Raw genomic sequence first — 25,539 nt, forward strand, 5'->3', positions numbered from 1 at the left:
CGACGCCATTCGCTTTCGGGTTCAGTTGGAGCGGGTCGAAAGGAGAATCACTATGTCGATCCGCAATCTCAAGACCATTCTCGTCGCCGATGCCGTCACCTGCGTCGGGGTTTTTGCCGCAGGCCTGCTGGCCGCGGAGCCCGTGGGTGCGCTGCTGGGCCTGCCCGCACAGGTCGTCGCGATCGGCGGCTGGATATGCCTTGCCGCTGCACTCCTCATGATCGTCGCTGCGCGGCAAACGGTGCCGGGCGCCGGGCTGGTCAAGCTGATCGCGCTCGGCAATCTTGGCTGGGTGGCGGCGAGCTTTACCGTGCTCGCGACCTTTGCGTCGCAAATGACCGGGCTCGGCATCGCGGTCGTCGCCGCGCAGGCGCTCGGCGTGCTGGGTTTCGCGGTCCTCGAATGGAAGGCCGTCGCCGGACCGGAAGCGGTTGCCGCCGCCTGACCGCCGGTCAGCTCAATGCATCGAGCCGGGCAAGGTCGATCCCGCCCGGCACCAGCATCACCGGACAGGGGAGCGTGCCCGCATCCTGTCCGGTGAAATGCGATACCAGCGGGCCGGGCGCGCCGGTGGCCGCGGTGGCGAGCACCAGCGCGGCAATCTTGTCGCTTGCCACGATCACCTCGCGCACGACATCGACCGGCTTGCCCGATTTCACCATGATCTGCGGCGTCACGCCCGCTTCCTGCACCACTGCGTCGGCGGCAGCCGCGACCAGTTCCTCGGCATGTTCGCGCGCTTCGGCTTCGATCGTCGCCTGCACGCCGCCGAACGCGACGAAATCCTGCGGCGCGACGATTGCGAGCACCATCACGCCGCCGCCCGTTCGCGCCGCGCGCCGCGCCGCAAAGCGCAGGGCCAGCGACGCCTCCGGGCTGTCGTCGATCACCACCAGATATGTCCGCATCGCCCCGACCCCTCATGCCTTTGCTTGGGGCAAAGAGTGCGTCACATTCGTATGAAACGCAAGTTTGGCTCGCTGGACCTTGACCGGCGCAGCGCTTATGGCGAGGAAGAATCCGTAGCGGCAGGCGCAGCCTGCAAGACTGACAGGGACACGCCTAGACATGCCAATCGAACTCAAAATGCCCGCGCTTTCGCCGACGATGGAGGAGGGCACGCTCGCCAAATGGCTGGTGAAGGAGGGCGATGAGGTCAAGTCGGGCGATCTGCTGGCCGAGATCGAGACCGACAAGGCGACGATGGAATTCGAAGCGGTCGATGAGGGCGTGGTGAGCCAGATTCTCGTTGCCGAGGGCACCGACGGGGTGAAGGTCGGCACGGTCATTGCGGTGATCGCGGGCGAAGGTGAAGATGCGAGCGCGGCGCAGGCGGCGCCTGATCCGGCTGCCGCCAAGGATGAAGCGAAATCGGCTGAGCCTCGGGACGTCGCTCCCGCGAAGGCGGGGGCCGCTGGCAATAGCGTGCCCAACACAACGGCCCCCGCCTCCGCGGGGGCAACGGAAAAGGCTGCTCCCGCTCCCGCCGCGTCGGGCGACCGCATCAAAGCCAGCCCGCTCGCCAAGCGCCTCGCTGCCGAGCAAGGCATCGACCTTAAAGGCGTGACCGGCAGCGGCCCGGGCGGCCGCATCGTCAAGGCCGACCTTGAGGGCGCGCCGACAGGTGCGGCTGCGTCCGTTCCCGTCACCCCCGCGCAGGCGGGGGCCGCTGAGGGCACGGCGGCAACGCCCGCTCCTGCACCTGCGCCGGCTGGCCAGATCCCCGATTTCGGTATCCCGCACGAGGACGAAAAGCTCAGCGGTATGCGCAAGACGATCGCGCGCCGCCTGAGCCAGTCGATGCAGGAAGCGCCGCACATCTATCTGACCGTCGATATCCGCCTCGACGCGCTGCTCAAGCTGCGCGGCGAACTCAACGCCAGCCTCGAAAGCCGCGGCGTCAAGCTCAGCGTCAACGACATGCTGATCAAGGCGCTCGCGGTTGCGCTCGAACGCGTGCCGTCGTGCAACGTCAGCTTTGGCGGCGACGTGATGCGCACCTACAAGCGCGCCGACATTTCGGTGGCGGTCAGCATTCCGGGTGGGCTGATCACGCCGATCATCACCGATGCGGGCACCAAGTCGCTGTCGAAAATCTCGACCGAAATGGCCGAACTCGCGGGCCGCGCGAAGGAAGGCAAGCTGAAGCCCGAGGAATATCAGGGCGGCACCGCCAGCATCTCGAACATGGGCATGATGGGGATCAAGCAGTTCACCGCCGTGATCAACCCGCCGCAGGCGATGATCATGGCGATCGGCGCGGGCGAAAAGCGGCCCTATGTCGTCGACGACGCGCTCGCGATCGCGACCGTGATGTCAGCGACCGGCAGCTTCGACCACCGCGCGATCGACGGGGCGGATGGTGCGCTGCTGATGAAGACGTTCAAGGAACTGGTGGAAAGCCCGCTGGGGCTGGTGGCGTGACCGACCCCTCTCCCTTCAAGGGAGAGGGAGGGACCCGCGCGCGCTAGCGCGTGGGAGGGTGAGGGTGTGACGGCAGGCTATTCGAAGCAGACGCTGGAACGTGCGAAATCGCTGCGTCGCACGCTCACCGAACATGAAAAGAAATTGTGGGGAGCCCTCCGCGATCGGCGGCTCGATGGGTTCAAATTTCGCAAACAGCAGCCGATCGGCCCGTTTATCGCCGATTTTGTCTGTCAGGAACGACGTCTGATCGTCGAGTTGGATGGATCGCAACACGCTGAATCGCAAACCGATGTGCGTCGGGACGCTTTCCTCAATGACAAGGGTTATCGCGTGCTCCGCATCTGGAACAATGAAGTGACTGGAAACATGTCCGGAGTATTGGCGGCGATCTTGGCCGCGCTCTCGGACCCTCACCCTCCCATTGCTGCGCAATGGGCCCCTCCCTCTCCCTTGAAGGGAGAGGGGATTGAAAATGGAGCGAATCTTGGCTGACACCCCATACGACCTCATCGTCCTCGGTTCTGGGCCCGGCGGCTATGTCGCGGCGATCCGCGCGGCGCAATTGGGGCTGAAAACCGCGATCGTCGAGCGCGAGCTGCTCGGCGGCATCTGCCTCAACTGGGGCTGCATCCCGACGAAGGCGCTGCTGCGCTCGGCCGAAATCTATCATTATATGCAGAATGCGGGCGCCTATGGGCTGAAAGCGGCCGAGATCAGCGCCGACATTGACGCAATGGTGAATCGGTCGCGCGGGGTCGCGAAGCAGCTCAATCAGGGCGTCACGCATCTGATGAAGAAGCACAAGATCACCGTCCATATGGGCGATGGCAAGCTAACCGCGCCGGGCAAGCTCGAGGTCAAAGGCGAGAAGGGCACCGAAACCCTCACCGCGAAAAACATCATCGTTGCCACCGGCGCGCGCGCGCGCGACCTGCCGTTCGCGCCCGCCGACGGCAAGCGCATCTGGACCTATCGCCATGCGCTCGTCCCGCCCGAAATGCCCAAGAAGCTGCTCGTCATCGGATCGGGCGCGATCGGGATCGAATTTGCGAGCTTTTACAGCGACATGGGCGCTGAGGTCACCGTGGTCGAAATGCTCGACCGGCTTGCTCCGGTCGAGGATGCCGACATTTCGGCCTTCCTCGAAAAACAGCTGAAAAAACAAGGCATGACGATCCATACCGGCGCGGGCGTCGAGGAACTGAAGGCGACCGCGAACGGCGTCTCCGCGAAGATCAAGGGCAAGGATGGCAAAGTCGAAAGCGCCGAGTTCAGCCACGCGATCGTCGCGATCGGCATCGTGCCCAACACCGAGAATATTGGGCTCGAAGCGCTCGGCGTGAAAACGACCAAGGGCCATATCGACACCGACGCGATGTGCCGCACCAACGTCCCGGGCATCTGGGCGATCGGCGACGTCACCGCGCCGCCGTGGCTCGCGCACAAGGCGATGCACGAATCGGTGATCGCGGTCGAGGCGATCGCCGGCAACCACCCGCATGCCATGGACGTGCGCAACATCCCCGGCTGCACCTATTGCCGCCCGCAGATCGCCAGCGTCGGGCTGACCGAGGCGAAGGCGAAGGAACTGGGTTACGAGGTCAAGGTCGGAACCTTCCCCTTCATCGGCAACGGCAAGGCGATCGCGCTGGGCGAGGCCGAGGGTTTCACCAAGACGGTGTTCGACGCCAGGACCGGCGAACTGCTCGGCGCGCACATGATCGGCGCCGAGGTGACCGAACTGATCCAGGGCTATACGATCGGCAAGACGGCCGAGCTGGTCGAGGATGATTTCATCGGCACCGTTTTCCCGCATCCGACCTTGAGCGAAACGATGCACGAAGGCGTACTTGCGGCGTTTGGTCGGCCGCTGCATATTTGACCATTCGATCCTCCCTGTCGCGAAGCGATGGGGAGGGGGACCACTCGCCGGAGGCGAGTGGTGGAGGGGCCCCTCCGTCGGCCCCTGCGGGGCCGCCACCTCCCCATGGCTGCGCCACAGGGAGGATTTTCTTGCTTCGACGCTCAAGGTTTCCGGCCATCGCGGCGGCGCTCATCGCCGCTGTGATCCTGCTTGGCTTCGCCGTCGGGGCGGGCTGGACCGAGGCCGCTGACTGGCAAGTCTCGCATGCGCTGGCGCTGCGCGTCGATGAGAGCGATCCCGCTTTCATAACCTTCATGCAATGGGTAAGCTTCATCGGCGGCGGCACGCCGCGCTGGATCATCGTCATCCTGCTGTGCGGCCTCGTCTGGCACTGGTGCGGGCCGCGCTGCGCGGTCGCGCTGGGTGGCGCGTCGCTGGTCGCGAACCTTGCCTCCAGCCTGCTCAAGCTTGGTTTCGGCCGCGCGCGACCCGATTTGATCGATCATCTCGACCATCAGACGAGCTTTTCCTACCCCAGCGGCCACGCGACGAGCGCGGCGGTCGTCTATCTGCTGCTCGCGGCGCTCGCGCCGCCCCGGTGGCGTGCGGCGGCGTGGACGCTTGCCGCGGCGATGATCATCCTCAATGGCTTCTCGCGGATCATGCTGGGGGTGCATTGGGCGAGCGACATCGTCGGCGGGACGATGCTGGGCGCGGCCTTTGCGCTGATGGGCGGCTGGTGGATGTCCCGTTCGTCGAAGAATGACGCCGGGCGCGAGATTTCGCTGTCCTAAGAACGTCTGTTTTGCCATCCCGTTGATGGGCACCAATGACGGGGGCGTGAAACATGCAATCGCGAGTGAAGTTTGGCGGTTTTCTGCGGGGAATCATTTTTGCGTCCACGGCGCTGTCGGGTGCCGCGGCGATGCCTGCGCACGCACAGGAGGCGGCGGGACAGACCGTTATCACTGCCGCGCGCTACATCGATGTGCTGAGCGGCAAGACGGTCGAGTTTCCGGCGATCTTTGTCGGTGCCGACGGTCGTATCACCAGTATCGCCGATGCACGCACCGTCCGCTGGGGCGGCGACGTCAAGCATATCGACCTGGGGCAAAAGACGCTGCTCCCCGGCCTGATCGACATGCACGTCCACCTCGACGGTCCCGCCGACATCGGCGGCTATCGCGGGCTCGAGTTTACCGACAGCTTCTGGGGCATGACCGCGGTCAAGAATGCAAACGACATGTTGAACGCGGGTTTCACGACCGTGCGCAACGTCGGCTCGGGCGACCGCAACGACATCGGGCTGAAGCAGGCGATCGACGCGGGCTATGCGACCGGGCCGCGCATCGTCCCCGCAGGCTATGCGCTGGGCGCCACCGGCGGGCATTGCGACAGCACTTTTCTGCCGCCCAGCCTGGAAAACAAGGACGGCAAGGAAGAGGGGATCGGCGATACGCCCGACGAGCTGCGCTATCAGGTGCGCCGTCAGCGCAAATATGGCGCCGAGGTGATCAAGGTGTGCGCGACGGGCGGGGTGTTCTCGCGCAACACCGAGCCCGGCCAGTTGCAGGTGCCCGAGAATGAGCTGCGCGCGATCGCCGACGAGGCGCACCAGTGGGGGCTGCGCGTCGCCGCGCACGCGCATGGCGCCGCGGGCATTCGCGCCGCGATCGCCGCGGGCATCGACACGATCGAACATGCGAGCCTGGTCGATGACGAGGGTATCCGCATGGCGGTCGCGCGCAAGCAGCCCGTGTGGTTCGGGATGGACATTTACAACACCGAATATACGCAGGCCGAGGGCGCGAAGAACGGCGTGCTCGAGGATAATCTGCGCAAGGACCGCGAGATTGCGCAGATCCAGCGCGACAATTTCAGGAAAGCCCACCGCGCGGGCGTGCGGATGGTGTTCGCCTCCGACGCCGGGGTGATGCCGCACGGACAGGTCGGCGGGCAGTTCCGCGTGATGACCGAATATGGGATGACGCCGATGCAGGCGATTCAGGCGGCGACGAAAAATGCGGCCGAAGCGCTGGGGCGCGAGAAGGATGTCGGTGCGATTGCCGTGGGGCGCTATGCCGACATCGTCGCGGTCGACGGCGATCCGCTGGCCAATGTGCGCGAGCTGGAAAGCGTCGATGCCGTGGTCAAGGGCGGGGTGCTGGTGAAGGGGGAGTGACCGTCGACCCCGCGAAGGCGGAGGCCGCTGGCGACCTTGCGCTGTGCCGATAGCGGCCCCCGCCTTCGCGGGGGCGACGCGCTTTCAGTACACCACCAACCGGTCCACCATCGCTTCGCGCATGTCGGGGGTGAAGTTCAGCACCGCCTCGGCATAGCTCGCCACATCGCCATGGTCGCGGCGCACCGTGGCGAGCGCGGCGTCGAGATAGGCGGGATTGACCGACATCAGCGCGCGGATCGCATCGTCGTGGATTTCGGCGCCATAGCGTGAGCGGATATGCGCGGCCCCCTGCGCGATCCGTTCCTCGATCTTCCCCGCGGTGTTGGTGAGAAGGTAATCGTGCATCAGATCGTCTTCATGGACGCCGAGCAGCCGGTGGACGATCGCAACGGCAAAGCCCGTGCGATCCTTGCCCGCGACGCAATGGACGAGGCTCGGCGCGTCATATTCGGCGAGCGCAGCGAGGTAGAGGCGCAGCGTCGCGACGAGCGCGGGGCGATAGGGCATCCCGGCATAGGTATCGATCATGCGCGCGCGCGCCGTTTCGACGTCGATCGTCCCGCCCGCCGCCTGAAGATGCGGCGCAAGCCCCGCGGTCACGCCGCCTGCGAACAGCACACGCGCCGAGAAATTCTCCGACCGGCGGCACGGGTGCATCTCGCGCTCGTCGTCGCCGCGCAGGTCGATCACCGTTTCGAGCCCGAGCGCGTCGAGTGCCGCGAGATCCTCATCAGTGGCGGCCTCATGATGCGCCGAGCGCCACAGCATCGCGTCGCGAAGGCGCCCGCCGCCCTCGACGGCATAGCCGCCATAATCGCGGAAATTGTGGACGCCCGACAAGGGCAGAACGCGCTCGGCCAGCATGGTCATTCTCCTGTAAACACGGGCGGGCGCTTTTCGACAAAGGCATTGATCGCCTCGCGGTTGTCCGCGGTTTCGTGGACGATCGCCTGATAGGCTGCGCTCAGTTCCAAAATATCGCTCATCCGGCTGTGCTGCGCTTCGCGCAGCAGGCGTTTTGTCAGACGCAGCGCGCGCGGCGGGTTGCAGACGATCCGCTCGGCAATGGCGATCGCACGGTCGAGCAATTCCGCATCGGGCACGACGTCGGTCACCAGACCATATTCCTTTGCCTGCATGGCGTCAAAGCGGTCGCCAGTCAGGAACAGCTCGGCAGCGCGTGGATAGCCAAGGATTTTCTGAAGCAGCCAGGCCCCGCCGTCGCCGGGGACGATGCCGACCTTGATAAAGCTGCACGCGAACTTCGCACTTTCCGCCGCAATGCGGATGTCGCAGGTGCAGGCAAGGTCGGCGCCAAGGCCGATCGCGTGGCCGTTGACCGCGGCGATCATCGGCACTTCGCAGTCCATCAGCGCGCGGATCACCGCCTGCACGCCCTTGCGATAATTGGCGCGGGTGGAATCGGGCTGGTCGAGCACGCCGATGCCCTGGCGCTCCTGCATGCCTTTCAGGTTGCCGCCCGCGCTGAACGCCTTGCCGCTGCCCGTCAGGATGATCGCACTGACGCCGCGGTCGTCGCCGAGCGCGCGCAGCGTATCGATGATGTCCTGACAATCCTCGTGCGTGCCGATCGCGTTCATGCTCTCGGGCTTGATCATCGTCATGATTGCTATCTTGCCCCGCCGTTCGACACTCAGAAATTCACCCATCGTCCCAATATCCTTTCGCAGTGCGCGGCCGCGTTCGTTGATAGCATGATAGTCCACGGGCCGCTAAGCAAAGCGCCCCGCCGTCGCGGCGCTTTACCGCACCGCGCCACCCTTGCGCAGCCCGGCGATCCGGGCGTCGTCATAGCCCAGCCCCGCCAGCACCGCATCGCCGTCGGCGCCGACCGCCGGCGCGGGGCGCGGCGTATCGTTGACGGTAGCCGAATAGCGCGGAGCCGGTGCCGGCTGGATCACGCCGCCGATTTCCACGAACGTCTCGCGCGCCACATTATGCGGATGCTGCGGCGCTTCTTCCAGCGCGAGCACGGGGGCAAAGCAGATGTCGGTCATCTCCATGATCGCGCACCATTCGTCGCGTGTTTTGGTCGCGAACAGCGCGGTGAGCTTGTCCTTGAGCGCCCCCCATTTCGACGGGTCGAGCTGGGCGTCGAAATCGGGATCGGCGTCGAGGCCGGTCTTCTGGCGCAGCAGCGCATAGAATTGCGGTTCGATTGAGCCGATCGAGACGAACTTGCCGTCGGCGCAGCGGTAGGTGTCATAGAAATGCGCGCCGCCGTCGAGCATGTTGACCCCGGCCTCATCCTTGAGCCGCCCCATCGCCTTGAAGCCCCAGGTCATGCCGGCGAGCAGCGCCGATCCGTCGGTCATCGCGCAGTCGATCACCTGACCCTCGCCGGTGCGCGCGGCGTGGAGCAGCGCGCTTGTCATGCCAAACGCCAGCATCATACCGCCGCCGCCGAAATCTCCGACATAATTGACCGGCGGCACGGGCTTTTCGCCCGCGCGGCCGATACCGTGGAGCACGCCCGACAGTGCGATATAATTGATGTCGTGCCCTGCCGCTTGCGAATAGGGGCCGTATTGACCCCAGCCCGTCATGCGACCGTAAACGAGCCGGGGGTTGTCGGCGAGCAGGACGTCGGGGCCGAGACCCAGCCGCTCCATCACGCCGGGCCGATAGCCCTCGATGATCGCATCGGCGCCGCGGCAAAGGTCACGCGCGATCTGCACGGCTTCGGGGTTTTTCATGTCGAGTGCAATCGACGTACGGTTCCGCGACAAGGGGTCGCGCGGGTCGAGAAAGCCGCCGGGCCGGTCGACGCGGATGACCTCGGCGCCATGGTCGGCGAGCATCATCGCGCAAAAGGGGCCGGGGCCGATCCCGGCGAACTCGATGATCCTGATGCCGTTCAGCGGGCCCGTCATATCATATTCTCCTGTTCAATCGCCTTGGTCGCCGCAATGATCGCGGTGCCCCAGCTTTGTCATATTTGCGCCCTAGGGCGCGCCAAACCATAATCCAAAGGAAGCTGCCCATGCTCGATCGCCGCAACTTCACGCTCGCCGCGCTGGCTTTCGGCGGGCTCGCAGCGCAGTCGCGTGCAGCCCAAAAAGGGCTGATGCCGACCGCGGCAGGCTATGGTTCCTTGCAAGCCGACCCCACGGGACTCATCGACCTGCCGCCGGGCTTTTCCTACCGCGTGATTTCCTCGCTGGGCGAACCAATGAGCGACGGGCACCGCGTTCCCGACCGCGCCGACGGCATGGGCTGTTTCAAGCTGGATGACGGGAAGATCGCGCTCGTGCGCAACCATGAGCTTCAGCCGCGACATGGCAAGGACGGACCGTTCGGTACGACGGCGGCGATGCCCGCGGAAGCCTTCGACAGTCGAGACGGCGCAGCCCTGCCGGGCGGAACGACGACGCTGGTGCTCGACCCGGCCAGTCTGACGGTAGAACGCCAGTATCTCAGCCTGGTCGGCACGATCCGCAACTGCGCGGGCGGGGTCACGCCGTGGAACAGCTGGCTGACGTGCGAGGAAAGCGTCGATGGTCCCGAACAGGGCGTCGGGCAGCGGCACGGCTGGATCTTCGACGTCCCCGCCGATGCGGGAAAGCTGGTGAAGGCCGAGCCGCTCAAAGCCATGGGGCGTTTCGTCCGCGAGGCGGCGGCGGTCGATCCGCGCACGGGCATCGTCTATATGACCGAAGACCGCGACGACAGCCTCTTCTACCGCTTCATTCCCGACGTGCCGGGATCGCTCGTCCGTGGTGGGCGGTTGCAAGCGCTTGCCTTTCACGACGACGCGATCCGCGACAGTCGCAATTGGAGCGAGCACCGCATCGCGCCGGGAAGCTGGCTCTTTGCGCGATGGATCGACCTCGACGATCCCGAAAGCCCTGCCGACGACCTTCGTCATCGCGGCGCCCAACAGGGCGCGGCGATCTTTGCGCGTGGCGAGGGGGTTCATTGGGGCGAGGACGAGCTTTATTTTACCTGCACCTCGGGCGGCGCGCTGAAACAGGGGCAGATCATGCGATACCGCCCCTCGCGGCACGAAGGGACCGACCGCGAACGCACGGTTCCCGGCCGGATGCAGCTGTTCCTCGAATCGACCGATCCCGCTCATTACAGCTTCGGCGACAATCTGACCGTTGCTCCCAACGGCCATCTGCTCGTGTGCGAGGACCAGTATAGCGATACGGTCGATAACCATCTGCGCGGCGTCACTCCCTTTGGCGAGGTCTATCCCTTTGCGCGGATCCGGGCTCAGACCGAGCCGGCGGGCGTGTGCTTTGCGCCCGACGGCAAGACCATGTTCGTCAATCTTTACAGCCCGACCAAGACGCTCGCGATCCGCGGTCCCTTTTGATCAAAGCCGCTCGATGATGATCGCGGGCGCCATGCCGCCTGCGGCGCACATGGTGACGAGGCCGTAGCGGCCGCCCGAACGCTCGAGCTCGTCGAGCGCCGTGCCGATCAGGATTGAACCCGTCGCGCCGATCGGGTGGCCGAGCGCCATCGCGCCGCCGTTGATGTTCACCTTGTCGCGCGGCAGGTCGAGGTCGCGGATGAATTTTTCGGCGACGACGGCAAACGCTTCGTTGATTTCCCAGACGTCGATGTCGTCCTTGGTGAGCCCGGCCTTTTCGAGCACCTTCTTTGCGGCGGGGACGGGAGCGTTGAGCATCAACGTCGGATCGTCGCCGATATTCGCATAGGCGACAACGCGGGCGCGCGGTTTCAGTCCGTGCTTGTCGGCATAATCCTTCGAGGTAATGAGCAGCGCGGCGGCGCCGTCGACGACGCCCGAGCTGTTTCCGGCATGGTGGAAATGCTGGATTTCAAGGTCGGGATAACGGCGGTTGATTTGCTTCCTGAAAGTGAAGCCGCCGCCCATGTCGAAATCGGCGAGACCGGCAAAGCTGGGCTTGAGCGCGGCAAGGCCTTCGGCGGTGGTTTCGGGACGCGGGAACTCCTCGCGGTCGAGTGCGACGCTGCCGTCGGGGTTGAGCACCGGGACGACCGATTTCGCGAAACGGCCTTCCTTGATCGCGCGGTCGGCGCGCTGCTGGCTGACGAGCGCGAGCGCGTCGAGGTCGTCGCGGCTGATCCCCTCGATCGTCGCGATTGCGTCGCCGCAGACGCCCTGATGCGATTGCGGGTGAAGCTCGTCGAGCGCTTCATGCCCCGATCCCATCAGGCGCGGGGGCAGGCCGGCATTCGCCTGTTCGGCGGCAAAGGCGGTGGTGTAGCTCATCATCTCGGTGCCGCCCGCGATGACGCAATCTTCCATGCCGCTCATCACGCTCGCCGCGGCAAAGTTTACCGAGCTGATGCCGCCGCCGCAGAAACGGTCGAGCGTGGTGCCCGATGCCTTGGTGTCATAACCTGCCGACAGCGCCGCCATGCGGCCGAGGTCGCCGCCCTGCTTGCCATTCTGCGACGACGTCGACCAGACGATGTCGTCGACCGTCGCGGTGTCGAGATTATTGCGGTCACGGATCGCCGCGAGCACGGTCGCGGCAAGATGCTGGGGGTGGAGGTGCGACAGCGCGCCCTTGCCGGGCTTGCCGATCCCGCGCGGGGTGCGAACGGCGTCGATGATATAGGCTTCGGGCATGCGATATTCCTTTCGGGAGTGTTTAACGGGGGGCCATGCGGATCGCGCCGTCGAGGCGGACGGCCTGGCCGTTGAAATAGGTGTTGCGGACCATCTCCATCGCGAGGCTGGCATATTCCTCGGCCTTGCCGAGGCGTTTGGGGAAGGGGACCGATGCTTCGAGGCTTTCCTTCACCTTCGGGTTCATATTGTTGAGCAGGGGCGTGCCGAACACGCCGGGCATGATCGCGTTGACGCGAATGCCGAGGTCCATCAGGTCGCGCGCCATCGGCAGCACGAGGCCGTTCACCCCCGCCTTCGCCGAGCCGTAGATGACTTGTCCGATTTGCCCGTCCTGCGCGGCGACCGAGGCGGTGAGGATGATCGCGCCGCGTTCGCCGTCTTCGAGTTCAGGAAGCGTGGCCATGCCCTCCGCCGCGATCGACGCGACGCGGTAGCTGGCGGTGAGGATGCCTTCGACGCCGAAGGCGTAATCGGCGGTCGGGGTGCGGCGATAGCCGCCGCTTTCCTTGTCATAGGCGAGCGTCTTGCCGCGCCGCGAAGTCATCGCGCAATGGACGCAGACGCGTTCCTGGCCGTGCGCTGCACGCGCCTTGGCATAACCATCAAGGACCGATTGTTCGTCGGTGATGTCGACATGGACGAACAGCCCGCCGATCGATTTGGCGACCTCTTCGCCGAGCGCGTCGTTGATGTCGAAGATTGCGACCTTGACCCCCGCGGCCGCGAGCGCTTCCGCGGCTGCGCGGCCGAGGCCGGAGGCGCCGCCCGTGACGACGGCGGCAGTCGCAGAATCAAGTTTCATGGGGAGGGCTCCTTCAGGCGGGAATCTGGTTGAACGGGATGCCCTTGTCGGGGCGATGGTCTTGCGGCAGGCCCAGAATGCGCTCGGCGATCGTGTTGAGCAAAGTCTCGTCCGACCCGCCCGCAATGCGGCCCGTCGGCGCATTGATCCAGCTCGACGCCCAGTCGTCCTTGGGTGACGCGTGTTCGTCGAACGCGAAGGCGTCAGTGCCCTGCAGGTCGAGCGCAAGTTCGGACAGCTTCTGGCGCGAGCGCACGGCGACGAGCTTGTTCAGCGAGCCTTCGGGCCCCGGCGTCATCCCCGCCTGCATCATCAACCGGGCGCGGCGGTTGATCGAATCGAGCCCCGCGCGCATCGCATAGTTGCGGGCGATCTGCTGGCGGATGCGCCCGTCCTCGATCGCGCGCCTGCCGTTCAGCTGCACCTCTTTCGCCAGATCGACGAACAGGTCGAGGTGTGGGCCGAAACCCGCGCTGTCGGTCGCGACATAGCGTTCGATCATTAGCGTCGTCAGCGCGACGGCGAAACCGCCGCCGACCGGCGACATGCGATGATCGTCGCTGATTTTCACATTGTCGAAGAACACTTCGTTGACGTGGCTGTCGCCGCCCGCGAGCTTGATCGGGCGCACGGTGACGCCCGGCGCCTTCATATCGACCCAGAAGTAGGTGAGCCCCTTGTGCTTTGGCACGGTCGGGTCGGTGCGCACGACGATGACGCCATAATCGCTGTACTGCGCCCAGCTCGTCCAGACCTTTTGCCCGTTGATCTTCCAGCCATTGCCGTCGGTCTCGGCGCGCGTGCGCAGCCCCGCGAGGTCGGTGCCGCCCGAGGGTTCGGAGAAAAGCTGGCACCAGATTTCCTCGCCCTTGAGCGCCTTGACCACGCGCTCCTTTACGAATTCGCGGTCGCTGCCAAACTGCATCAGCACGGGCACCGGCATTCCGAGCGAAATGCCGAAATAGACATTCGGAAAGCCGTGTTTCATTTCCTCGGCTTCGAAGGTGATCTTTTCGATATGGCCGAGACCCTGGCCGCCATATTCGGTTGGCCAGTTGATGCCCGCATAGCCGGCATCGAACTTGGCTTTCTGGTAACGACGTCCGAGCGCGAGATCGGCTTCGACGCCAAGGCCCTTGCGCGCCGCCTTGCCAAAGGTCGGCACCATCGATTCGCACCATGCTGCGGCCCTGGCGCGGTAGGTTTCGAGATCGGTCATGCGCCTTCTCCTGCCAGCTGGTCCACGAGCACATCTTCCCAGAAGAGACTGCTGCCTTGCTCAAGCGCGAGTGTCCGTGCGCGTCGCATGTGCAGGTGCAGGCCGATTTCCCATGTCACGCCGATACCGCCGTGGATCTGGATGCAGTCGCGTGCCGCGCTGTCATAGGCTTCGGTGGCGGACAATCGCGCCGCTGCGGCGGCAAGGATGAAATCCTCCGCTCCCTCGCTCGCTGCCGCGGTGATGGCGTTGGCGCGCGCCAGCTCGACGAGGCCGTACAGCTCGGCGATGCGATGCTTGATCGACTGAAAGGCGCCGATCGGCTGGCCGAATGCCTTGCGCGTCACCGCATAGTCGCGGGCGATCTCCATCAACGCCTCGGCACCGCCGGTCTGCTCATGCGCCGTTACGACCGACTGGAGCGCCATTATGTGCAGCGCCGCAGCGCGGGGGCGCTCGGCGGCGACCAGAGCTTCGGCGGACGTATCGGCAAGGACGAGGTCGGCGATGCACCGGCTGTTGTCGAAACTCTCGACCGCGCGGCGCTCCGCGTCGACGAGTTCGACGACGGCTAGCGCTGGCGAGCCTTGCTGATCGGCGAGGACGATAGCGACGTCGGCGAACAGGCCGCCCGAAACGGCGGGTGCCGTGCCGCTGACCTTACCGTTCTGGAAGCGCAGCCCAGACGCCGCGGGGAGGGGATCGGAGCCGGACGCGAAGGCCACTGCGCCGATCGTTTCGCCGCTGGCGAGGCCGGGGAGCCACCGCGTCTTTTGCGCTTCGGTTCCATAAAGTTCGATCGCCTTCGCTGCGCCGAAGCTGGAGGTCAAGAACGGCGCGCCGCTGATCGTTCGTCCCGCCTGATGCGCGATCAAGCCAAGCTCGACGAGGCCCAGGGCCAGCCCGCCATAAGCTTCGGGGAGCGCCAGTGCGGTCCAGCCTTGCTCCTTCGCGGTGGTCCAGAAGGCGTCATGATATTGACCGCTGGCCTCGAGCAGCGGCAGCAGATCGTTCTTGTGGACCCGCGCTTCCAGCGCACGCCGCGATTCGGTGGCGATCGCCTGCTGCCCTTCGTCGTACAAGATCGACATCGGCTTTATCCCTCTACCCTTTATATTTCGGCCATCATCCCGACGTTAACGTAAACGTCAAGTGTTTTGCCGTTACGGAAGGATGAAGGGAAGGCAATCACGGTCAGGCCGCCGCGGCTTTCCAGTCGCGCTTGATCTTCTTCGCAAGGCTCCATTTGTGGACCTCGGTGGGTCCGTCGTAGATGCGGAACGCGCGGACCTCGCGGAACACCTGTTCGACGATCGTCTTGTCGGTGACCCCGGTGCCGCCCATCACCTGGACGCAGCGGTCGGCGATCCGCATCAGCGCTTCGGACACCGCGACCTTCGCCATCGAGCTCTCGACGGTGCCGAGCGAGCCGGTGTCGAGCACGGTGGCGCACCAGTCGATCATCAGCTCGGCCTGTTTCAGGTCGATCATATTCTCGGCGAGCATGAAGCCGACGCCTTCATGCTCGATCAACACCTTGCCGAATGCCTCGCGGCGATTGGCATAGTCGGTGGCAATCTCATGCGCGCGGATGCACGCGCCGAGCCAGCGCATACAGTGCGACAGGCGGGCAGGGGAGAGGCGGATCTGCGCATAGCGGAAACCTTCGCCCGCCTGCCCTAGCATCTGGTCGGCGGGGACGCGGAGGTTGTCGATCGTGATTGTCGCATGACCGCCGGGCATCGAGCTGTCGATCGTGTTCGGGACATGGTCGATGCGGATCGCCGGGTCGGGCAAGTCGACGAGGAACATGCACGCGCCCTCCTCCGCCTTTGCCATTACGATGCCGACGCGCGCGCCCTGCGCGCCGGTGATAAGCGTCTTGCGGCCGTTGATGACCCAATGATCGCCGTCGGGATGGCAGACCGTCTTCATCATCGACGGGTCGGACCCGGCGCCGCCCTCATCGGCAGGCTCGGTCATGAAGAAGGCCGAGCGGACGCGGCCTTCGACCAGCGGTTTCAGAAAGCGCTCCTGAAGCTCCGGACTCGCTTCCTTGCCCAGCAGATACATATTGCCTTCGTCGGGCGCCATCGTGTTGCAGGCGAGCGGGCCGAGCGGCGACAAGCCGCTTTTGATGAGCACGACCGCCGTCTCCCGCTGATTAAGGTGGCTGCCGTCATTCAGGACATGCGGCGTCAGCACGCCCGCAGCGCGCGCATGTTCGCGCATCTCCATCACCAGCTCGTCGGTCGGGGCGCCGTGATGGTCGCGCCGCGGATCGCGCTCATAGGGGATGATGATTTCGCGCACGAAAGCTTCGACCTTTGCGGCGATGGTCAGCGCCCGATCCGATATGCCCTGATGCGCCGTCATCGCGATTCCCTTCGTTCACTAATCATTTGGTCCATCAACCCGACGTTGACGTAAGCGTCAAGTTATTTCATGGAGCAGGACGACGATGCCGTAAGGGCAGGGCGATCGAGGAGGGACAATATGGCTTTCAAAACGCGCATCACCGAGATGCTGGGTATCGAGCACCCGATCGTTCAGGGCGGGATGCAGAGCGTCGGCTATGCTGAACTGGCGAGCGCGGTGTCGAACGCCGGCGGCCTTGGCATATTGACCGCATTGACCCAGCCGACGCCTGAAGCGCTCCGCGCCGAGATCGAGCGGTGCCGCGCGATGACCGACAAGCCGTTTGGCGTGAACATGACCGTCTTTCCGACGATCAACGCCCCCGATTACAAAGCCTATGCGCAGGCGATCATCGACGGCGGGGTCAAGATCGTCGAAACCGCAGGCACGCAGGCGGTGCGCGAGATATGGGAGATGTTGAAACCCCACGGGGTCACCATCCTCCACAAATGCACTGCGGTGCGCCATGCGCTGTCGGCCGAGCGCGCCGGCTGCGACATCATTTCGATCGACGGGTTCGAGTGCGCCGGACACCCCGGCGAGGACGATATTCCGGGTCTGATCCTGATCCCCGCCGCTGCCGACAAGGTGAAGATCCCGATGCTGGCCTCGGGCGGCTTCGGCGACGGCCGCGGGCTGGTCGCGGCGCTCGCGCTCGGCGCCGAGGGGATCAATATGGGCACGCGCTTCTGCGCGACCGTCGAGGCGCCGATCCACGACAATGTGAAGCAAGCCTATATCGACAATGACGAGCGCGGCAGCTTTCTGATTTTTCGCAGCCTGAAGAACACCGCACGGGTCGGCAAAAGCGCGGTTAGCGAGGAAGTGGTGCGCCGCCTGGCCCAGCCCGACGCCACCTTCGCCGATGTGGCCGAACTGGTGAACGGCAAGGCCGGGCGCGAGCTGCTCGAAACGGGCGACCTGTCGAAGGGCGTGTTCTGGGCGGGGATGGTGCAGGGGCTGATCCACGACATTCCCACGTGCAAGGACCTGATCGACCGGATCATCGCCGAAGCCGACGCGATCGTCGACAAGCGGTTGGCGGGAATGCGCGCCTGATATGCTTGCGCGCTGGCGCACCGGCACGGCTTTCGATATGATCCGATTCTTCGCAATCCGATCGCATCGAAGCCCGCCGGCGCCATGGCCTGCCGGCGCGGCAAGGGGGATGTTTGAGCCTCATCGACTATAAGGGTTTCGGCGGCGTTCGACTGTCCGCCGACATGTTGGGGGACGAGAACGATCCCGCAGTTCTGCTGGTGCCCGATCTTGGGCAAAGCCGCGCTGCGTGGCGCGATGTCGCCGAGGCGCTGGTGCTTTCGGGCCGCCGCGTCGTCAACCTCGACCTGCGCGATGGTGCGGGGACGGGCGACCGCGATCTGGCGCCCCATGTCGAGGATCTGCGCGCCGTGCTCGCCCAAATGGGTTCGCGCCCCGTCGTCGTGACGGCCGGACACGCCGGCTGGATAGCGCTGCATGCGCTGGGGCTCGACGGTGCCCATCTCGCGGCAGGCGTCGTTCTGGTGGACATGCCGGTCGGCGCAGAGGAGACGGCGAGCGGAGTCGCGGCGCGACTGACCCTCCCGACCCTTGTTGTGCGCGGCGGGCTTGCGCCGGCCAAAAGCAGCATGGCGAGCGCCGCCTTTGCGGCCGAGCTGCCCGCTGGCGTGTGCGCAGACATCGACGACTGCGACCTGGCACTCGCGTCGGACCGCCGGGAAGCGCTGCTCGGCCAGCTTCTCGAATTTTTCGAGCGGCACCAGCCGCGCGAGGCGATGGAGTTCAAGGCCGGGTCGGACCCGCGCACGTTGCGCGATGCCATGGGCTGTTTCGCGACCGGGATTACCATCGTCACCGCACTTGATGCGGAAGGGACGCCGGTGGGGCTGACGGCGAACAGTTTTACCTCAGTCTCGCTCGATCCGCCGCTTCTGCTGGTTTGCATCGCGAACACCGCCGGGACCGCACCAGCGCTGCGCGCGGCCTTACATTTTGGGGTAAATGTGCTGCAGATTGGTCAGCAGCCGACATCGAACCGCTTTTCGGCCAAGGGCGAGGATCGTTTTGCGAACCAGCCCTGGGCTCCCGGTCAGACGGGCGTGCCCTTGCTCGGCGGTTCGCTCGTATCCTTCGAATGCCAGCGCGAGTCGCTGCACGAGGCGGGGGACCATTTCATCCTCGTCGGCCGCGTCGTCCGCGCGCAATTCGAACCGCATCGCGACCCGCTGCTCTATTTTCGCGGCAAATACCGACGGCTTCATTTCGCATGACGGGGGGGCCGAAGACCGTCTTTCGGCTTATATCACCCGTTGGTATTGCACTGCGTTGGAAGGCCCGCTGAAAACTCATGACCCCGAAGCTTCTCAGAACCTTTCTGGCGGTCGAGCGTACCGGAAATATATCGATAGCGGCGGCACAGCTTAATCTCGCGCAATCAACCGTCAGCGATCAGATTCAATCGTTCGAGGTCCAGATTGGCACGGCGCTTTTCGAGCGAACACGAGGTGGAATCAGGCTGGCACCGGCGGGGCAGACGCTCAAACCCTATGCCGAAGCGATTCTCGCGATGACTGACGAGGCCGTCGCCGCGCTGGCCCACGATCATCGCCCCCGATCGGGCACACTTGCCATCGGCGCACTGGAGACAATCGCGGCGCAATGGCTGCCCGAAAGGCTGTCCGGCTTTCGCAAGGCTCATTCAGACATCGGCCTGCGCTTGCAAGCGGCAAACTCCGGCGATCTGATGCGACTGGTCAAGGATGGCGGCCTCGATGCGATCCTTTGTTTCGAAGCGCGCGATCTCGATCCGAAACTTGTGGGACGCGTGGTCGCCCATGAACCGCTTGCGCTGATAAGCAAGGCTGACGGTCAGCCGGACCGGGCGCCGGGTTTTGTTACGACCCGCTCGGGATGTATTTTTCGCCGGATATTCGACGAAAACATCGCGGCGTTCGAATCCTCCGGCGGTCGGATCATCGCCGAGGTGGACAGCATCGCCGCAATCGTCAATCTTGTCGCGCAGGGAGACGGAGCGGCGCTGGTCCCGGAAATGGCTGCCGCAGAAGCCCTGCGCAACGGGCAGGTTCGACGACTTGGGAACGCTGCCGCATCCAAGCATGTGCGCTTGTCACTGGTCTGGCGACGGCGGCGGGTTCAGCCGCCCGCCTTGCGGTATTTGCTGAAGAGCTTCCCCTCACACCAATCGGTGTCCACCGTCACAATGTAGGACGGTTCCGGTCACAAAGCCGTTTGTCATCGCGCAGATCAGCATTTCCGCGACGTCATCACCTGTGCCGATACGGCCGACGGGCAGTTTCGCCGCCATGGCCTGCAATGCCTCGTCCTTCCTGTCGCCCATCACATCCTCCCAAATTGGTGTATCGACCCAGCCGGGCGAGACCGCGTTGACGCGGATCGGCGCGAGTTCTAGCGCGAGCGCTTTCACCAACCCCTCCAGCGCGGCATTTGCCGGCGCGACGATGCTGCCTCGTGGCAAAGGGCGGTAGGCGGCGATTCCCGAAACAATGGTAATCGATCCCGCGTCGGAGAGCTTCGCTGCTCCGTGTTTTGCGAGCAGCCAAGGCCCGAAGACCTTGCTGGCAAATACCCTGTGAAGTGCGGTTCGCTCAAGGTCGGCCAAGGGGCCATAGGCACGCTGCATGTCGGCGGCGGTCGAGACGATATGATTCAGTCGATCAAGCCGCTCGAACATGCTCACGACGCTCTGTTCGTCGGTTATGTCCGCCGCCACGACCTCAAGGTTCGGATGATGTTCGAATTGTGCGAGCGTTGTCTCGAGCTTGGCGGGATTGCGCCCGACTACGGTGATACGGGCGCCGGCTTCAAGCGCGCGTCCGGCCAGCGCCAGCCCCATGCCGGAACTGCCGCCCACGATCAGGATGTGCTGCTTGTATAAGCGTCCCGCTGTCATCTCTGCCTCCGCACGAATTCGATATGGCGCAAAAATGACGAGGGAGGCGCCGAAAGGACAACGGAACAATCCGATACTGGTATCGCGAAATCCGATGCCCGATCGGGCATCGTGCGCGACGGAACCGCGTCAAACGTCGGCGCGAAAGCGGTTTTCGGCGGCAATCGGAAGTGATTGGCGGACAGGGTGGGATTCGAACCCACGGTGAGCTTGCACCCACGGCGGTTTTCAAGACCGCTGCCTTAAACCACTCGGCCACCTGTCCGGTGGCGTCGCCATAGCGCGCGGGCGCGGTGCGGCAAGCAAAACCTTGCACCAACGGCCTGTCGCGCGAATGACTCGCCTCGTCCCGCGCCCGCCTAGCCAAGCGGCTCGCATGTGTGCGAGACCGGCCCTATGGGTGGGAACATGATGCACGCTACCGGTTTCAAAATTCGGCAACTTTTCGCGCTGTCGGCAGCGATCGTGTCGGCGTGGATGCTCGCTGCCTCGGCACCGCTTCACGCCCAAAGCGGGGATTCGGGATTCGACGCCTATGTCCAGTCGCTCTGGCCCAAGGCGCAAGCGCGCGGCGTATCGCGCGCGACGTTCGACCGGGTGACTGCGGGGCTGCGCTATAACGCCCGCGTGGTGGCGCTCGACCGCGATAATCTGGGGTCTCCGCCTAACCCGAACACGCCCATTCCAGCCTTCGCGCCGTATAAGACCCGGCATGTCGATGCCGCGCGCATCAACGGCGGGCGACGGGTGCACGACCGGCTGTTGCCGTTGCTCTCGCGCATCGAGACGCAGACCGGGGTGCCGACGAGCATCATGATCGCCATCTATGGGCATGAGACCGCTTATGGTCAGGTGACGGGAAGTTTCGACCTGCCCGAAGCGCTGGCAACGCTGGCGTACGAAGGACGGCGGCGAAGCCTGTTCGAGCCGGAGTTGATCGCGACGATGGTGATGGTCGAACGGGGCGTGCCGCGCGACGTGCTGAAAGGCAGCTGGGCCGGGGCCTTCGGCTATCCGCAATTCCTGCCTTCGGTCTATCTGCGCGTTGCCGAGGACGGTGATGGCGACGGCGTGGCGCGCATCTGGTCGAGCGAGGCCGATGCGATCGAGTCGATCGGCGCCTATCTCCGCAATGCCGGCTGGCGGGCGGGGCAGCCATGGGGCGTCGCGGTGAACGTACCCGCGGGTTTCGATCGCACCGCCGTCGCGAGCCGCCTTTCCCCCACGCGATGCCCGCGCGTTTTCGATCGTCACAGCCGCTGGCGCACCATGGCCGAATGGCGCGCCGCCGGGATTCAGCCGCAGAATGGCCGCTGGCCCGATGGCAATATCCAGGCGACACTGCTCGAACCCGACGGCCCCGGGCGAACCGCCTATTTGCTGACCGGTAACTATCGTGCGATATTGGACTATAATTGTTCCAATTTTTACGCACTATCTGTGGGGTTGCTGGCGGATGAAATCGATCGTTAGGGGCGGTGGCCTGATCGCAGGAGCAGCGCTGATATTGTCGGGGTGCGGCGGCGCCGATGGCGCGCGGAGCGCCGGAGCCGTGACCGATCCGACCGTCGCATCGCCCGGGGTTGCCGATGTCCCGGTGATCGTTGGGGAGCCGTACAGGATTGGCGACGTCACCTACACGCCCGCTGACGTGATGGATTATGACGATGTCGGCTATGCCGGTTGGTATGGCGATGATCTTAGCGGACAAACGACGGCCAATGGCGAGATTTTCGATCCGGCGCGGATCAGTGCTGCGCACAAGACGCTGCCGCTGCCGAGCTATGTCGAGGTTACCGCACTCGACACCGGACGAACGATACTGGTCCGCGTCAATGATCGCGGGCCAATGACGAATGACCAACTGATCGCCCTGTCGCCCGCCGCCGCCGCACAGCTGGGACTGGCCCAAGGGATGACCCCGGTTCGCGTGCGTCGCACCAATCCGCCCGCCGCCGAACGCGCGCAGCTTCGTTCAGGCAAAGCGGTTCCGGAGCGTCTTGCGACCCCGGCATCGCTGCTGGCGATCCTTCGCACCCGGGCGAAAGCGTTGCCGGCTCCGAAACTCGCGAGCGAACCGGCGCCGCCGGTCGCGTCGGCGACGGCGAAGCCGGGCGACGATCGCATGACAGTTCGGGGCAATGTCGAGCCAACGGCAGCGAAACCCGCCACCGCAGCGACGCCCACTGCGGCTGCCGGTCAATATGTCGTGCAAGTCGGCGCGTTCAGCACCGAAGCGCGCGCCAATGCTGCGGCAAAGGCGGTCGGCGGCTATGTGTCCAAGGCGACCAATCTCTGGCGCGTACGCATTGGTCCTTTTGCCGACGCGGCTGCAGCACAGGGGGCGCTGGCCAAGGCCAGGTCCAGCGGCTTCCGCGACGCGGTGGTTCAGCGCGACCGCTGATCATGAGGGTTGGGGGCAAGTCGACTCGGCTCAATAGAAGCGCCGCCGCCGCGCTTGCGTTGCTCGCCGCGAATGCAGCGTTTGTTTCTGTCACCTGGGCCAAGGACGTTCAGACGGCGAAGCCTGCGCCTGCAACGGCCGCGCCCTATTCGACGCAAGCGCCCATCGTGATGCTTAAGGATATGGACTCGGGTGCGATCCTCTTTTCGCGCGGTGCGGACAAACGCTTCGCGCCGGCCTCGATGGCGAAGGTGATGACCGCCTATGTCATGCTCGACCTTATCAAGAAGGGCAAATTGACGCGCGAAACCAAATTCAGCGTCGGCGAAGCTACGTGGAAAAAATGGAACAGCGGCACCGGCGGATCGACCATGTTTCTCAGCCCGAACGAAAAGGTGTCGGTCGACGATCTTCTGAAGGGATTGATAACGGTCTCAGGAAACGATGCCGCCGCCGTGCTGGCCGTGGGTGTCGACGGAAGCGAAGATGCTTTTGTCAGTCGAATGAATGTGGTGGCCGCCAATATTGGTATGACTTCAAGCCGGTTCGGGACGCCCAATGGTTGGCCCGACGGCGGCATCACCAAGGTCAGTGCCGCGGATCTGATTACGCTTGCCGACAGGTTGATCCGTGACCATCCGGACGGTTACGCGCGCTATTTCTCTATCCCGAAACTGCAGCACGGCATCTCGCCCGACGGCCAGCCGATCGTCCAGGCGAACCGCAACCCGATCCTAGGACGATTCGACGGTGCCGACGGCCTGAAGACGGGGCACACGCGCGAGGCGGGTTATTGCTTCCTGGGATCGGCCGAGCGCAATGGCCGCCGCCTGATCATGGTGGTCGCCGGTCTACCGAGCGCGAAGGCGCGGCGCGACGAGGCGCAAAGGCTGATGGACTGGGGTTTTGCCGCGCGGGCGAACGCGGCGCCGGGTCATGCCCGGCACGAAGGTGGCTCGGCGAGCAGGGCCGCGGGCGCGACGCATAGATGACAAAGCCCGCCGGGGGGGGTACCGCCGGCCAATGCAGCGACCGCAACGCTTCCTGACTCATTCCGGGCCGACGCCATGACCCATGGACGTTTCATCACGCTCGAGGGCGGCGAGGGCGTCGGCAAATCGACGCAGATCCGCGCGCTGGCGGAGGCGCTCACCGCGCGATCGATCGACGTGGTGACGACGCGCGAGCCGGGTGGCAGCGCGGGCGCCGAGGCGATCCGTGCGCTGTTGATGGAAGGAAGCGATGACCGCTGGGATGCACGCAGCGAGGCATTGCTGTTCGCCGCGGCGCGCGCCGACCATGTCGCGTGCACCATCCGCCCGGCGCTCGCCCGCAGTGCATGGGTATTGTGCGACCGGTTCGTCGATTCGAGTCGCGCTTATCAGGGCGGCGGCGGCGGCATCACCGACGCCGACATTCTGGCGCTTCATCGTTTCGGCTCGGAGGGCTTGCTCCCCGACCGCACTTTCCTTCTGACCGTCAGCGCCGACGAAGCGGTGCGTCGGCTGACGGCGCGCGGCGGCAGCGACCGCATGGGGAACAAGCCCGCCGACTATCAGGCCCGCCTCGCCGCGCGGTTCGTGGAAATGGCCGCGGCCGAACCGGCGCGCTGGCGGGTTATCGACGCCGACGCGCCCGCGGCTGACGTCACCGCCGCCATCCTTGCCGAGCTTTCCGAATGGCTCCCATGATCGGGCATCAGGATGCCGAAAAGGCGTTTCTGGAAGCGTGGCAAAGCGGCCGTCTGCACCATGCCTGGCTGCTCGCGGGGCCGCAGGGGATGGGGAAGGGGGGCTTTGCCGCGCGCGTGGCGCGTTTTCTTGTGACCCATGGGCCGGTCGGCGAAGGGGCGGCGGATGCGCTCGACGATCGCGGCGACGATGCGGCTGCGCGTCTGGTCGATGCCGGCAATCACCCCGAGATTATCCGGCTGACGCGCCAGCCAAAGGACAAGAGCAAGGATCTCGCGCGTAACATCACGATCGACCAGGTGCGCCAGACGATCCGCCGCCTGCACCTGTCGCTGTCGCTCGGCGATTGGCGCGTGATCGTCGTCGATGCAGTCGATGATCTGGAAAATGACGGCGCCAATGCGTTGCTGAAGACGCTCGAGGAACCGCCGGCGAAAACACTGTTCCTGCTTGTCAGTCATTCGCCGGGGCGCCTGTTGCCGACGATCCGGTCACGCTGTCGAATCCTTCGTTTTCAACCGGTTGAGTGTGATGCCATGCTGCCGTGGCTGCACGGCCTGCGTCCGATGCTCGATATGACCGAGGTGCGCGCTATCGTCGCCGCGTCGGGCGGTGTGCCCGGCAAGGCGCTCGCGCTGATCGACAGCGATGTTGCGGCGATGGAGAAGAAACTGCTCGCAATTGCCGCCTCGGGCGATCCTGAAAACCGGCTGCGCGAGGCGCTTGCACGCGAGGTCGGAGGCACGAGCAATCGCGCGCGGCTCGAACTGGTGATCGACATTGTGCCCGGGCTGCTCGCAGCGATCGCCCGTGAACGTCCGGTCGCGGAGATCGCACCGGTACTTGCACAGTGGGACCGCGTGCAGCGCACGGTGCGCGATGCGATCCGCGGTTCGTACGACGGAACAATGGTCGGCTTTGAGATCGGGAACTGCCTCGCCGAACTTGCGCCAAGACCGGCTTCTTCAGCACGCTGACGCTTTCCCTCGCACGCGCCAGCGG

At 65.0% G+C, this 25,539-nt stretch carries 25 protein-coding genes and 1 tRNA gene; 15 read left to right on the plus strand and 11 right to left on the minus strand.

What is annotated here, in order from left to right:
* The first annotated feature begins 52 nt into the window (after nt 1-52).
* A complete protein-coding gene (locus tag VSX77_RS15300) occupies nt 53-445 on the plus strand; it encodes a hypothetical protein (RefSeq protein WP_338425468.1) in 393 nt (130 codons plus the stop codon).
* 7 nt (nt 446-452) lie between these two features.
* Here VSX77_RS15300 and VSX77_RS15305 read toward each other — a convergent pair whose 3' ends face one another.
* A complete protein-coding gene (locus VSX77_RS15305; protein ID WP_338425469.1) occupies nt 453-908 on the minus strand; it encodes a universal stress protein in 456 nt (151 codons plus the stop codon).
* Nucleotides 909-1,068: 160 nt separating this feature from the next.
* Between VSX77_RS15305 and VSX77_RS15310 the strand changes: the two genes are divergently transcribed.
* The 5 genes from VSX77_RS15310 to VSX77_RS15330 all read left to right on the plus strand — a co-directional run bounded on the left by VSX77_RS15310 (nt 1,069) and on the right by VSX77_RS15330 (nt 6,473).
* A complete protein-coding gene (locus tag VSX77_RS15310) occupies nt 1,069-2,424 on the plus strand; it encodes a pyruvate dehydrogenase complex dihydrolipoamide acetyltransferase (RefSeq protein ID WP_338425470.1) in 1,356 nt (451 codons plus the stop codon).
* A gap of 66 nt (nt 2,425-2,490) precedes the next feature.
* Entirely contained in the window at nt 2,491-2,919 is a 429-nt protein-coding gene (locus VSX77_RS15315) for an endonuclease domain-containing protein (RefSeq protein WP_338425471.1), read from the plus strand.
* Nucleotides 2,912-4,309, plus strand: coding sequence for a dihydrolipoyl dehydrogenase (gene lpdA, locus VSX77_RS15320; RefSeq protein WP_338425472.1), 1,398 nt, complete (start codon nt 2,912-2,914; stop codon nt 4,307-4,309). The genes VSX77_RS15315 and lpdA overlap by 8 nt, the downstream gene beginning before the upstream one ends.
* 131 nt (nt 4,310-4,440) lie before the next feature.
* Entirely contained in the window at nt 4,441-5,085 is a 645-nt protein-coding gene (locus tag VSX77_RS15325) for a phosphatase PAP2 family protein (RefSeq protein WP_338425473.1), read from the plus strand.
* Between the two features lie 53 nt (nt 5,086-5,138).
* Nucleotides 5,139-6,473, plus strand: a complete 1,335-nt coding sequence (locus VSX77_RS15330) for a metal-dependent hydrolase family protein (protein ID WP_338425474.1) — start codon at nt 5,139-5,141, stop codon at nt 6,471-6,473.
* An 84-nt stretch (nt 6,474-6,557) separates the two neighbouring features.
* Here the strand turns inward: VSX77_RS15330 and VSX77_RS15335 are convergent, their stop codons facing one another.
* The 3 genes from VSX77_RS15335 to VSX77_RS15345 all read right to left on the minus strand — a co-directional run bounded on the left by VSX77_RS15335 (nt 6,558) and on the right by VSX77_RS15345 (nt 9,370).
* Nucleotides 6,558-7,340 (minus strand): tyrosine-protein phosphatase, encoded by a 783-nt coding sequence (locus tag VSX77_RS15335; protein WP_338425475.1) that lies wholly within the window; start codon nt 7,338-7,340, stop codon nt 6,558-6,560.
* 2 nt (nt 7,341-7,342) lie between these two features.
* Nucleotides 7,343-8,146 carry a crotonase/enoyl-CoA hydratase family protein gene (locus VSX77_RS15340; RefSeq protein WP_338425476.1) on the minus strand — a complete coding sequence of 268 codons (804 nt, stop codon included), beginning with the start codon at nt 8,144-8,146 and terminating at the stop codon, nt 7,343-7,345.
* Between the two features lie 93 nt (nt 8,147-8,239).
* Nucleotides 8,240-9,370, minus strand: coding sequence for a CaiB/BaiF CoA transferase family protein (locus VSX77_RS15345; protein ID WP_338425477.1), 1,131 nt, complete (start codon nt 9,368-9,370; stop codon nt 8,240-8,242).
* Nucleotides 9,371-9,480: 110 nt separating this feature from the next.
* On the opposite strand from VSX77_RS15345, the gene VSX77_RS15350 reads away from it, so the two are divergent.
* Nucleotides 9,481-10,818 (plus strand): alkaline phosphatase PhoX, encoded by a 1,338-nt coding sequence (locus tag VSX77_RS15350; protein ID WP_338425478.1) that lies wholly within the window; start codon nt 9,481-9,483, stop codon nt 10,816-10,818.
* Here the strand turns inward: VSX77_RS15350 and VSX77_RS15355 are convergent, their stop codons facing one another.
* The 5 genes from VSX77_RS15355 to VSX77_RS15375 form a co-directional block, all read right to left on the minus strand.
* Nucleotides 10,819-12,069 carry an acetyl-CoA C-acetyltransferase gene (locus VSX77_RS15355; RefSeq protein ID WP_338425479.1) on the minus strand — a complete coding sequence of 417 codons (1,251 nt, stop codon included), beginning with the start codon at nt 12,067-12,069 and terminating at the stop codon, nt 10,819-10,821.
* A 22-nt stretch (nt 12,070-12,091) separates the two neighbouring features.
* On the minus strand, nt 12,092-12,874 hold the full coding sequence (locus VSX77_RS15360) for an SDR family NAD(P)-dependent oxidoreductase (RefSeq protein ID WP_338425480.1): 783 nt from the start codon (nt 12,872-12,874) through the stop codon (nt 12,092-12,094).
* 13 nt (nt 12,875-12,887) lie between these two features.
* On the minus strand, nt 12,888-14,093 hold the full coding sequence (locus VSX77_RS15365; protein ID WP_338425481.1) for an acyl-CoA dehydrogenase family protein: 1,206 nt from the start codon (nt 14,091-14,093) through the stop codon (nt 12,888-12,890).
* Entirely contained in the window at nt 14,090-15,184 is a 1,095-nt protein-coding gene (locus VSX77_RS15370) for an acyl-CoA dehydrogenase family protein (RefSeq protein WP_338425482.1), read from the minus strand. Before VSX77_RS15370 ends, VSX77_RS15365 begins: the two co-directional genes overlap by 4 nt.
* Before the next feature lie 103 nt (nt 15,185-15,287).
* Complete coding sequence (locus VSX77_RS15375) at nt 15,288-16,469, minus strand: acyl-CoA dehydrogenase family protein (protein WP_338425483.1); 1,182 nt, start codon at nt 16,467-16,469, stop codon at nt 15,288-15,290.
* Between the two features lie 120 nt (nt 16,470-16,589).
* On the opposite strand from VSX77_RS15375, the gene VSX77_RS15380 reads away from it, so the two are divergent.
* From VSX77_RS15380 to VSX77_RS15390, 3 genes are all read left to right on the plus strand, one after another.
* The gene (locus VSX77_RS15380) at nt 16,590-17,570 is read left to right on the plus strand and encodes an NAD(P)H-dependent flavin oxidoreductase (protein ID WP_338425484.1); all 981 of its coding nucleotides are present in this window, start codon (nt 16,590-16,592) and stop codon (nt 17,568-17,570) included.
* Nucleotides 17,571-17,683: 113 nt separating this feature from the next.
* Complete coding sequence (locus VSX77_RS15385) at nt 17,684-18,781, plus strand: flavin reductase (RefSeq protein WP_338425485.1); 1,098 nt, start codon at nt 17,684-17,686, stop codon at nt 18,779-18,781.
* Between the two features lie 77 nt (nt 18,782-18,858).
* Nucleotides 18,859-19,737 carry a LysR family transcriptional regulator gene (locus tag VSX77_RS15390; RefSeq protein WP_338425486.1) on the plus strand — a complete coding sequence of 293 codons (879 nt, stop codon included), beginning with the start codon at nt 18,859-18,861 and terminating at the stop codon, nt 19,735-19,737.
* Here VSX77_RS15390 and VSX77_RS15395 read toward each other — a convergent pair.
* Complete coding sequence (locus tag VSX77_RS15395; RefSeq protein WP_338425487.1) at nt 19,705-20,442, minus strand: SDR family oxidoreductase; 738 nt, start codon at nt 20,440-20,442, stop codon at nt 19,705-19,707. The genes VSX77_RS15390 and VSX77_RS15395 overlap by 33 nt on opposite strands.
* Before the next feature lie 175 nt (nt 20,443-20,617).
* Nucleotides 20,618-20,707 (minus strand) — tRNA-Ser (locus VSX77_RS15400).
* A gap of 146 nt (nt 20,708-20,853) precedes the next feature.
* Here VSX77_RS15400 and VSX77_RS15405 point away from each other — a divergent pair.
* The 5 genes from VSX77_RS15405 to VSX77_RS15425 all read left to right on the plus strand — a co-directional run bounded on the left by VSX77_RS15405 (nt 20,854) and on the right by VSX77_RS15425 (nt 25,514).
* Entirely contained in the window at nt 20,854-21,915 is a 1,062-nt protein-coding gene (locus VSX77_RS15405) for a lytic murein transglycosylase (RefSeq protein ID WP_422397321.1), read from the plus strand.
* Complete coding sequence (locus tag VSX77_RS15410) at nt 21,899-22,846, plus strand: septal ring lytic transglycosylase RlpA family protein (protein WP_338425488.1); 948 nt, start codon at nt 21,899-21,901, stop codon at nt 22,844-22,846. Before VSX77_RS15405 ends, VSX77_RS15410 begins: the two co-directional genes overlap by 17 nt.
* Before the next feature lie 2 nt (nt 22,847-22,848).
* Nucleotides 22,849-23,838, plus strand: coding sequence for a D-alanyl-D-alanine carboxypeptidase family protein (locus VSX77_RS15415; protein ID WP_422397236.1), 990 nt, complete (start codon nt 22,849-22,851; stop codon nt 23,836-23,838).
* A gap of 75 nt (nt 23,839-23,913) precedes the next feature.
* The gene (gene tmk / locus VSX77_RS15420) at nt 23,914-24,537 is read left to right on the plus strand and encodes a dTMP kinase (protein ID WP_338425489.1); all 624 of its coding nucleotides are present in this window, start codon (nt 23,914-23,916) and stop codon (nt 24,535-24,537) included.
* On the plus strand, nt 24,525-25,514 hold the full coding sequence (locus VSX77_RS15425) for a DNA polymerase III subunit delta' (RefSeq protein WP_338425490.1): 990 nt from the start codon (nt 24,525-24,527) through the stop codon (nt 25,512-25,514). The genes tmk and VSX77_RS15425 overlap by 13 nt, the downstream gene beginning before the upstream one ends.
* Nucleotides 25,515-25,539: the final 25 nt, after the last annotated feature.

Origin of the sequence: Sphingopyxis sp. TUF1 (assembly GCF_036687315.1) — a bacterium.
Taxonomy (GTDB): Bacteria; Pseudomonadota; Alphaproteobacteria; order Sphingomonadales; family Sphingomonadaceae; genus Sphingopyxis; species Sphingopyxis kveilinensis.

Coding starts and splice junctions, on each gene's coding strand:
- VSX77_RS15300 (WP_338425468.1), top strand. CDS start 53: ATGTCGATCCGCAATCTCAAGACCATTCTCGTCGCCGATGCCGTCACC.
- VSX77_RS15305 (WP_338425469.1), bottom strand. CDS start 908: ATGCGGACATATCTGGTGGTGATCGACGACAGCCCGGAGGCGTCGCTG.
- VSX77_RS15310 (WP_338425470.1), top strand. CDS start 1,069: ATGCCAATCGAACTCAAAATGCCCGCGCTTTCGCCGACGATGGAGGAG.
- VSX77_RS15330 (WP_338425474.1), top strand. CDS start 5,139: ATGCAATCGCGAGTGAAGTTTGGCGGTTTTCTGCGGGGAATCATTTTT.
- VSX77_RS15335 (WP_338425475.1), bottom strand. CDS start 7,340: ATGCTGGCCGAGCGCGTTCTGCCCTTGTCGGGCGTCCACAATTTCCGC.
- VSX77_RS15340 (WP_338425476.1), bottom strand. CDS start 8,146: ATGGGTGAATTTCTGAGTGTCGAACGGCGGGGCAAGATAGCAATCATG.
- VSX77_RS15345 (WP_338425477.1), bottom strand. CDS start 9,370: ATGACGGGCCCGCTGAACGGCATCAGGATCATCGAGTTCGCCGGGATC.
- VSX77_RS15350 (WP_338425478.1), top strand. CDS start 9,481: ATGCTCGATCGCCGCAACTTCACGCTCGCCGCGCTGGCTTTCGGCGGG.
- VSX77_RS15355 (WP_338425479.1), bottom strand. CDS start 12,069: ATGCCCGAAGCCTATATCATCGACGCCGTTCGCACCCCGCGCGGGATC.
- VSX77_RS15360 (WP_338425480.1), bottom strand. CDS start 12,874: ATGAAACTTGATTCTGCGACTGCCGCCGTCGTCACGGGCGGCGCCTCC.
- VSX77_RS15365 (WP_338425481.1), bottom strand. CDS start 14,093: ATGACCGATCTCGAAACCTACCGCGCCAGGGCCGCAGCATGGTGCGAA.
- VSX77_RS15370 (WP_338425482.1), bottom strand. CDS start 15,184: ATGTCGATCTTGTACGACGAAGGGCAGCAGGCGATCGCCACCGAATCG.
- VSX77_RS15375 (WP_338425483.1), bottom strand. CDS start 16,469: ATGACGGCGCATCAGGGCATATCGGATCGGGCGCTGACCATCGCCGCA.
- VSX77_RS15380 (WP_338425484.1), top strand. CDS start 16,590: ATGGCTTTCAAAACGCGCATCACCGAGATGCTGGGTATCGAGCACCCG.
- VSX77_RS15390 (WP_338425486.1), top strand. CDS start 18,859: ATGACCCCGAAGCTTCTCAGAACCTTTCTGGCGGTCGAGCGTACCGGA.
- VSX77_RS15395 (WP_338425487.1), bottom strand. CDS start 20,442: ATGACAGCGGGACGCTTATACAAGCAGCACATCCTGATCGTGGGCGGC.
- VSX77_RS15405 (WP_422397321.1), top strand. CDS start 20,854: ATGCACGCTACCGGTTTCAAAATTCGGCAACTTTTCGCGCTGTCGGCA.
- VSX77_RS15410 (WP_338425488.1), top strand. CDS start 21,899: ATGAAATCGATCGTTAGGGGCGGTGGCCTGATCGCAGGAGCAGCGCTG.
- VSX77_RS15415 (WP_422397236.1), top strand. CDS start 22,849: ATGAGGGTTGGGGGCAAGTCGACTCGGCTCAATAGAAGCGCCGCCGCC.
- tmk (WP_338425489.1), top strand. CDS start 23,914: ATGACCCATGGACGTTTCATCACGCTCGAGGGCGGCGAGGGCGTCGGC.
- VSX77_RS15425 (WP_338425490.1), top strand. CDS start 24,525: ATGGCTCCCATGATCGGGCATCAGGATGCCGAAAAGGCGTTTCTGGAA.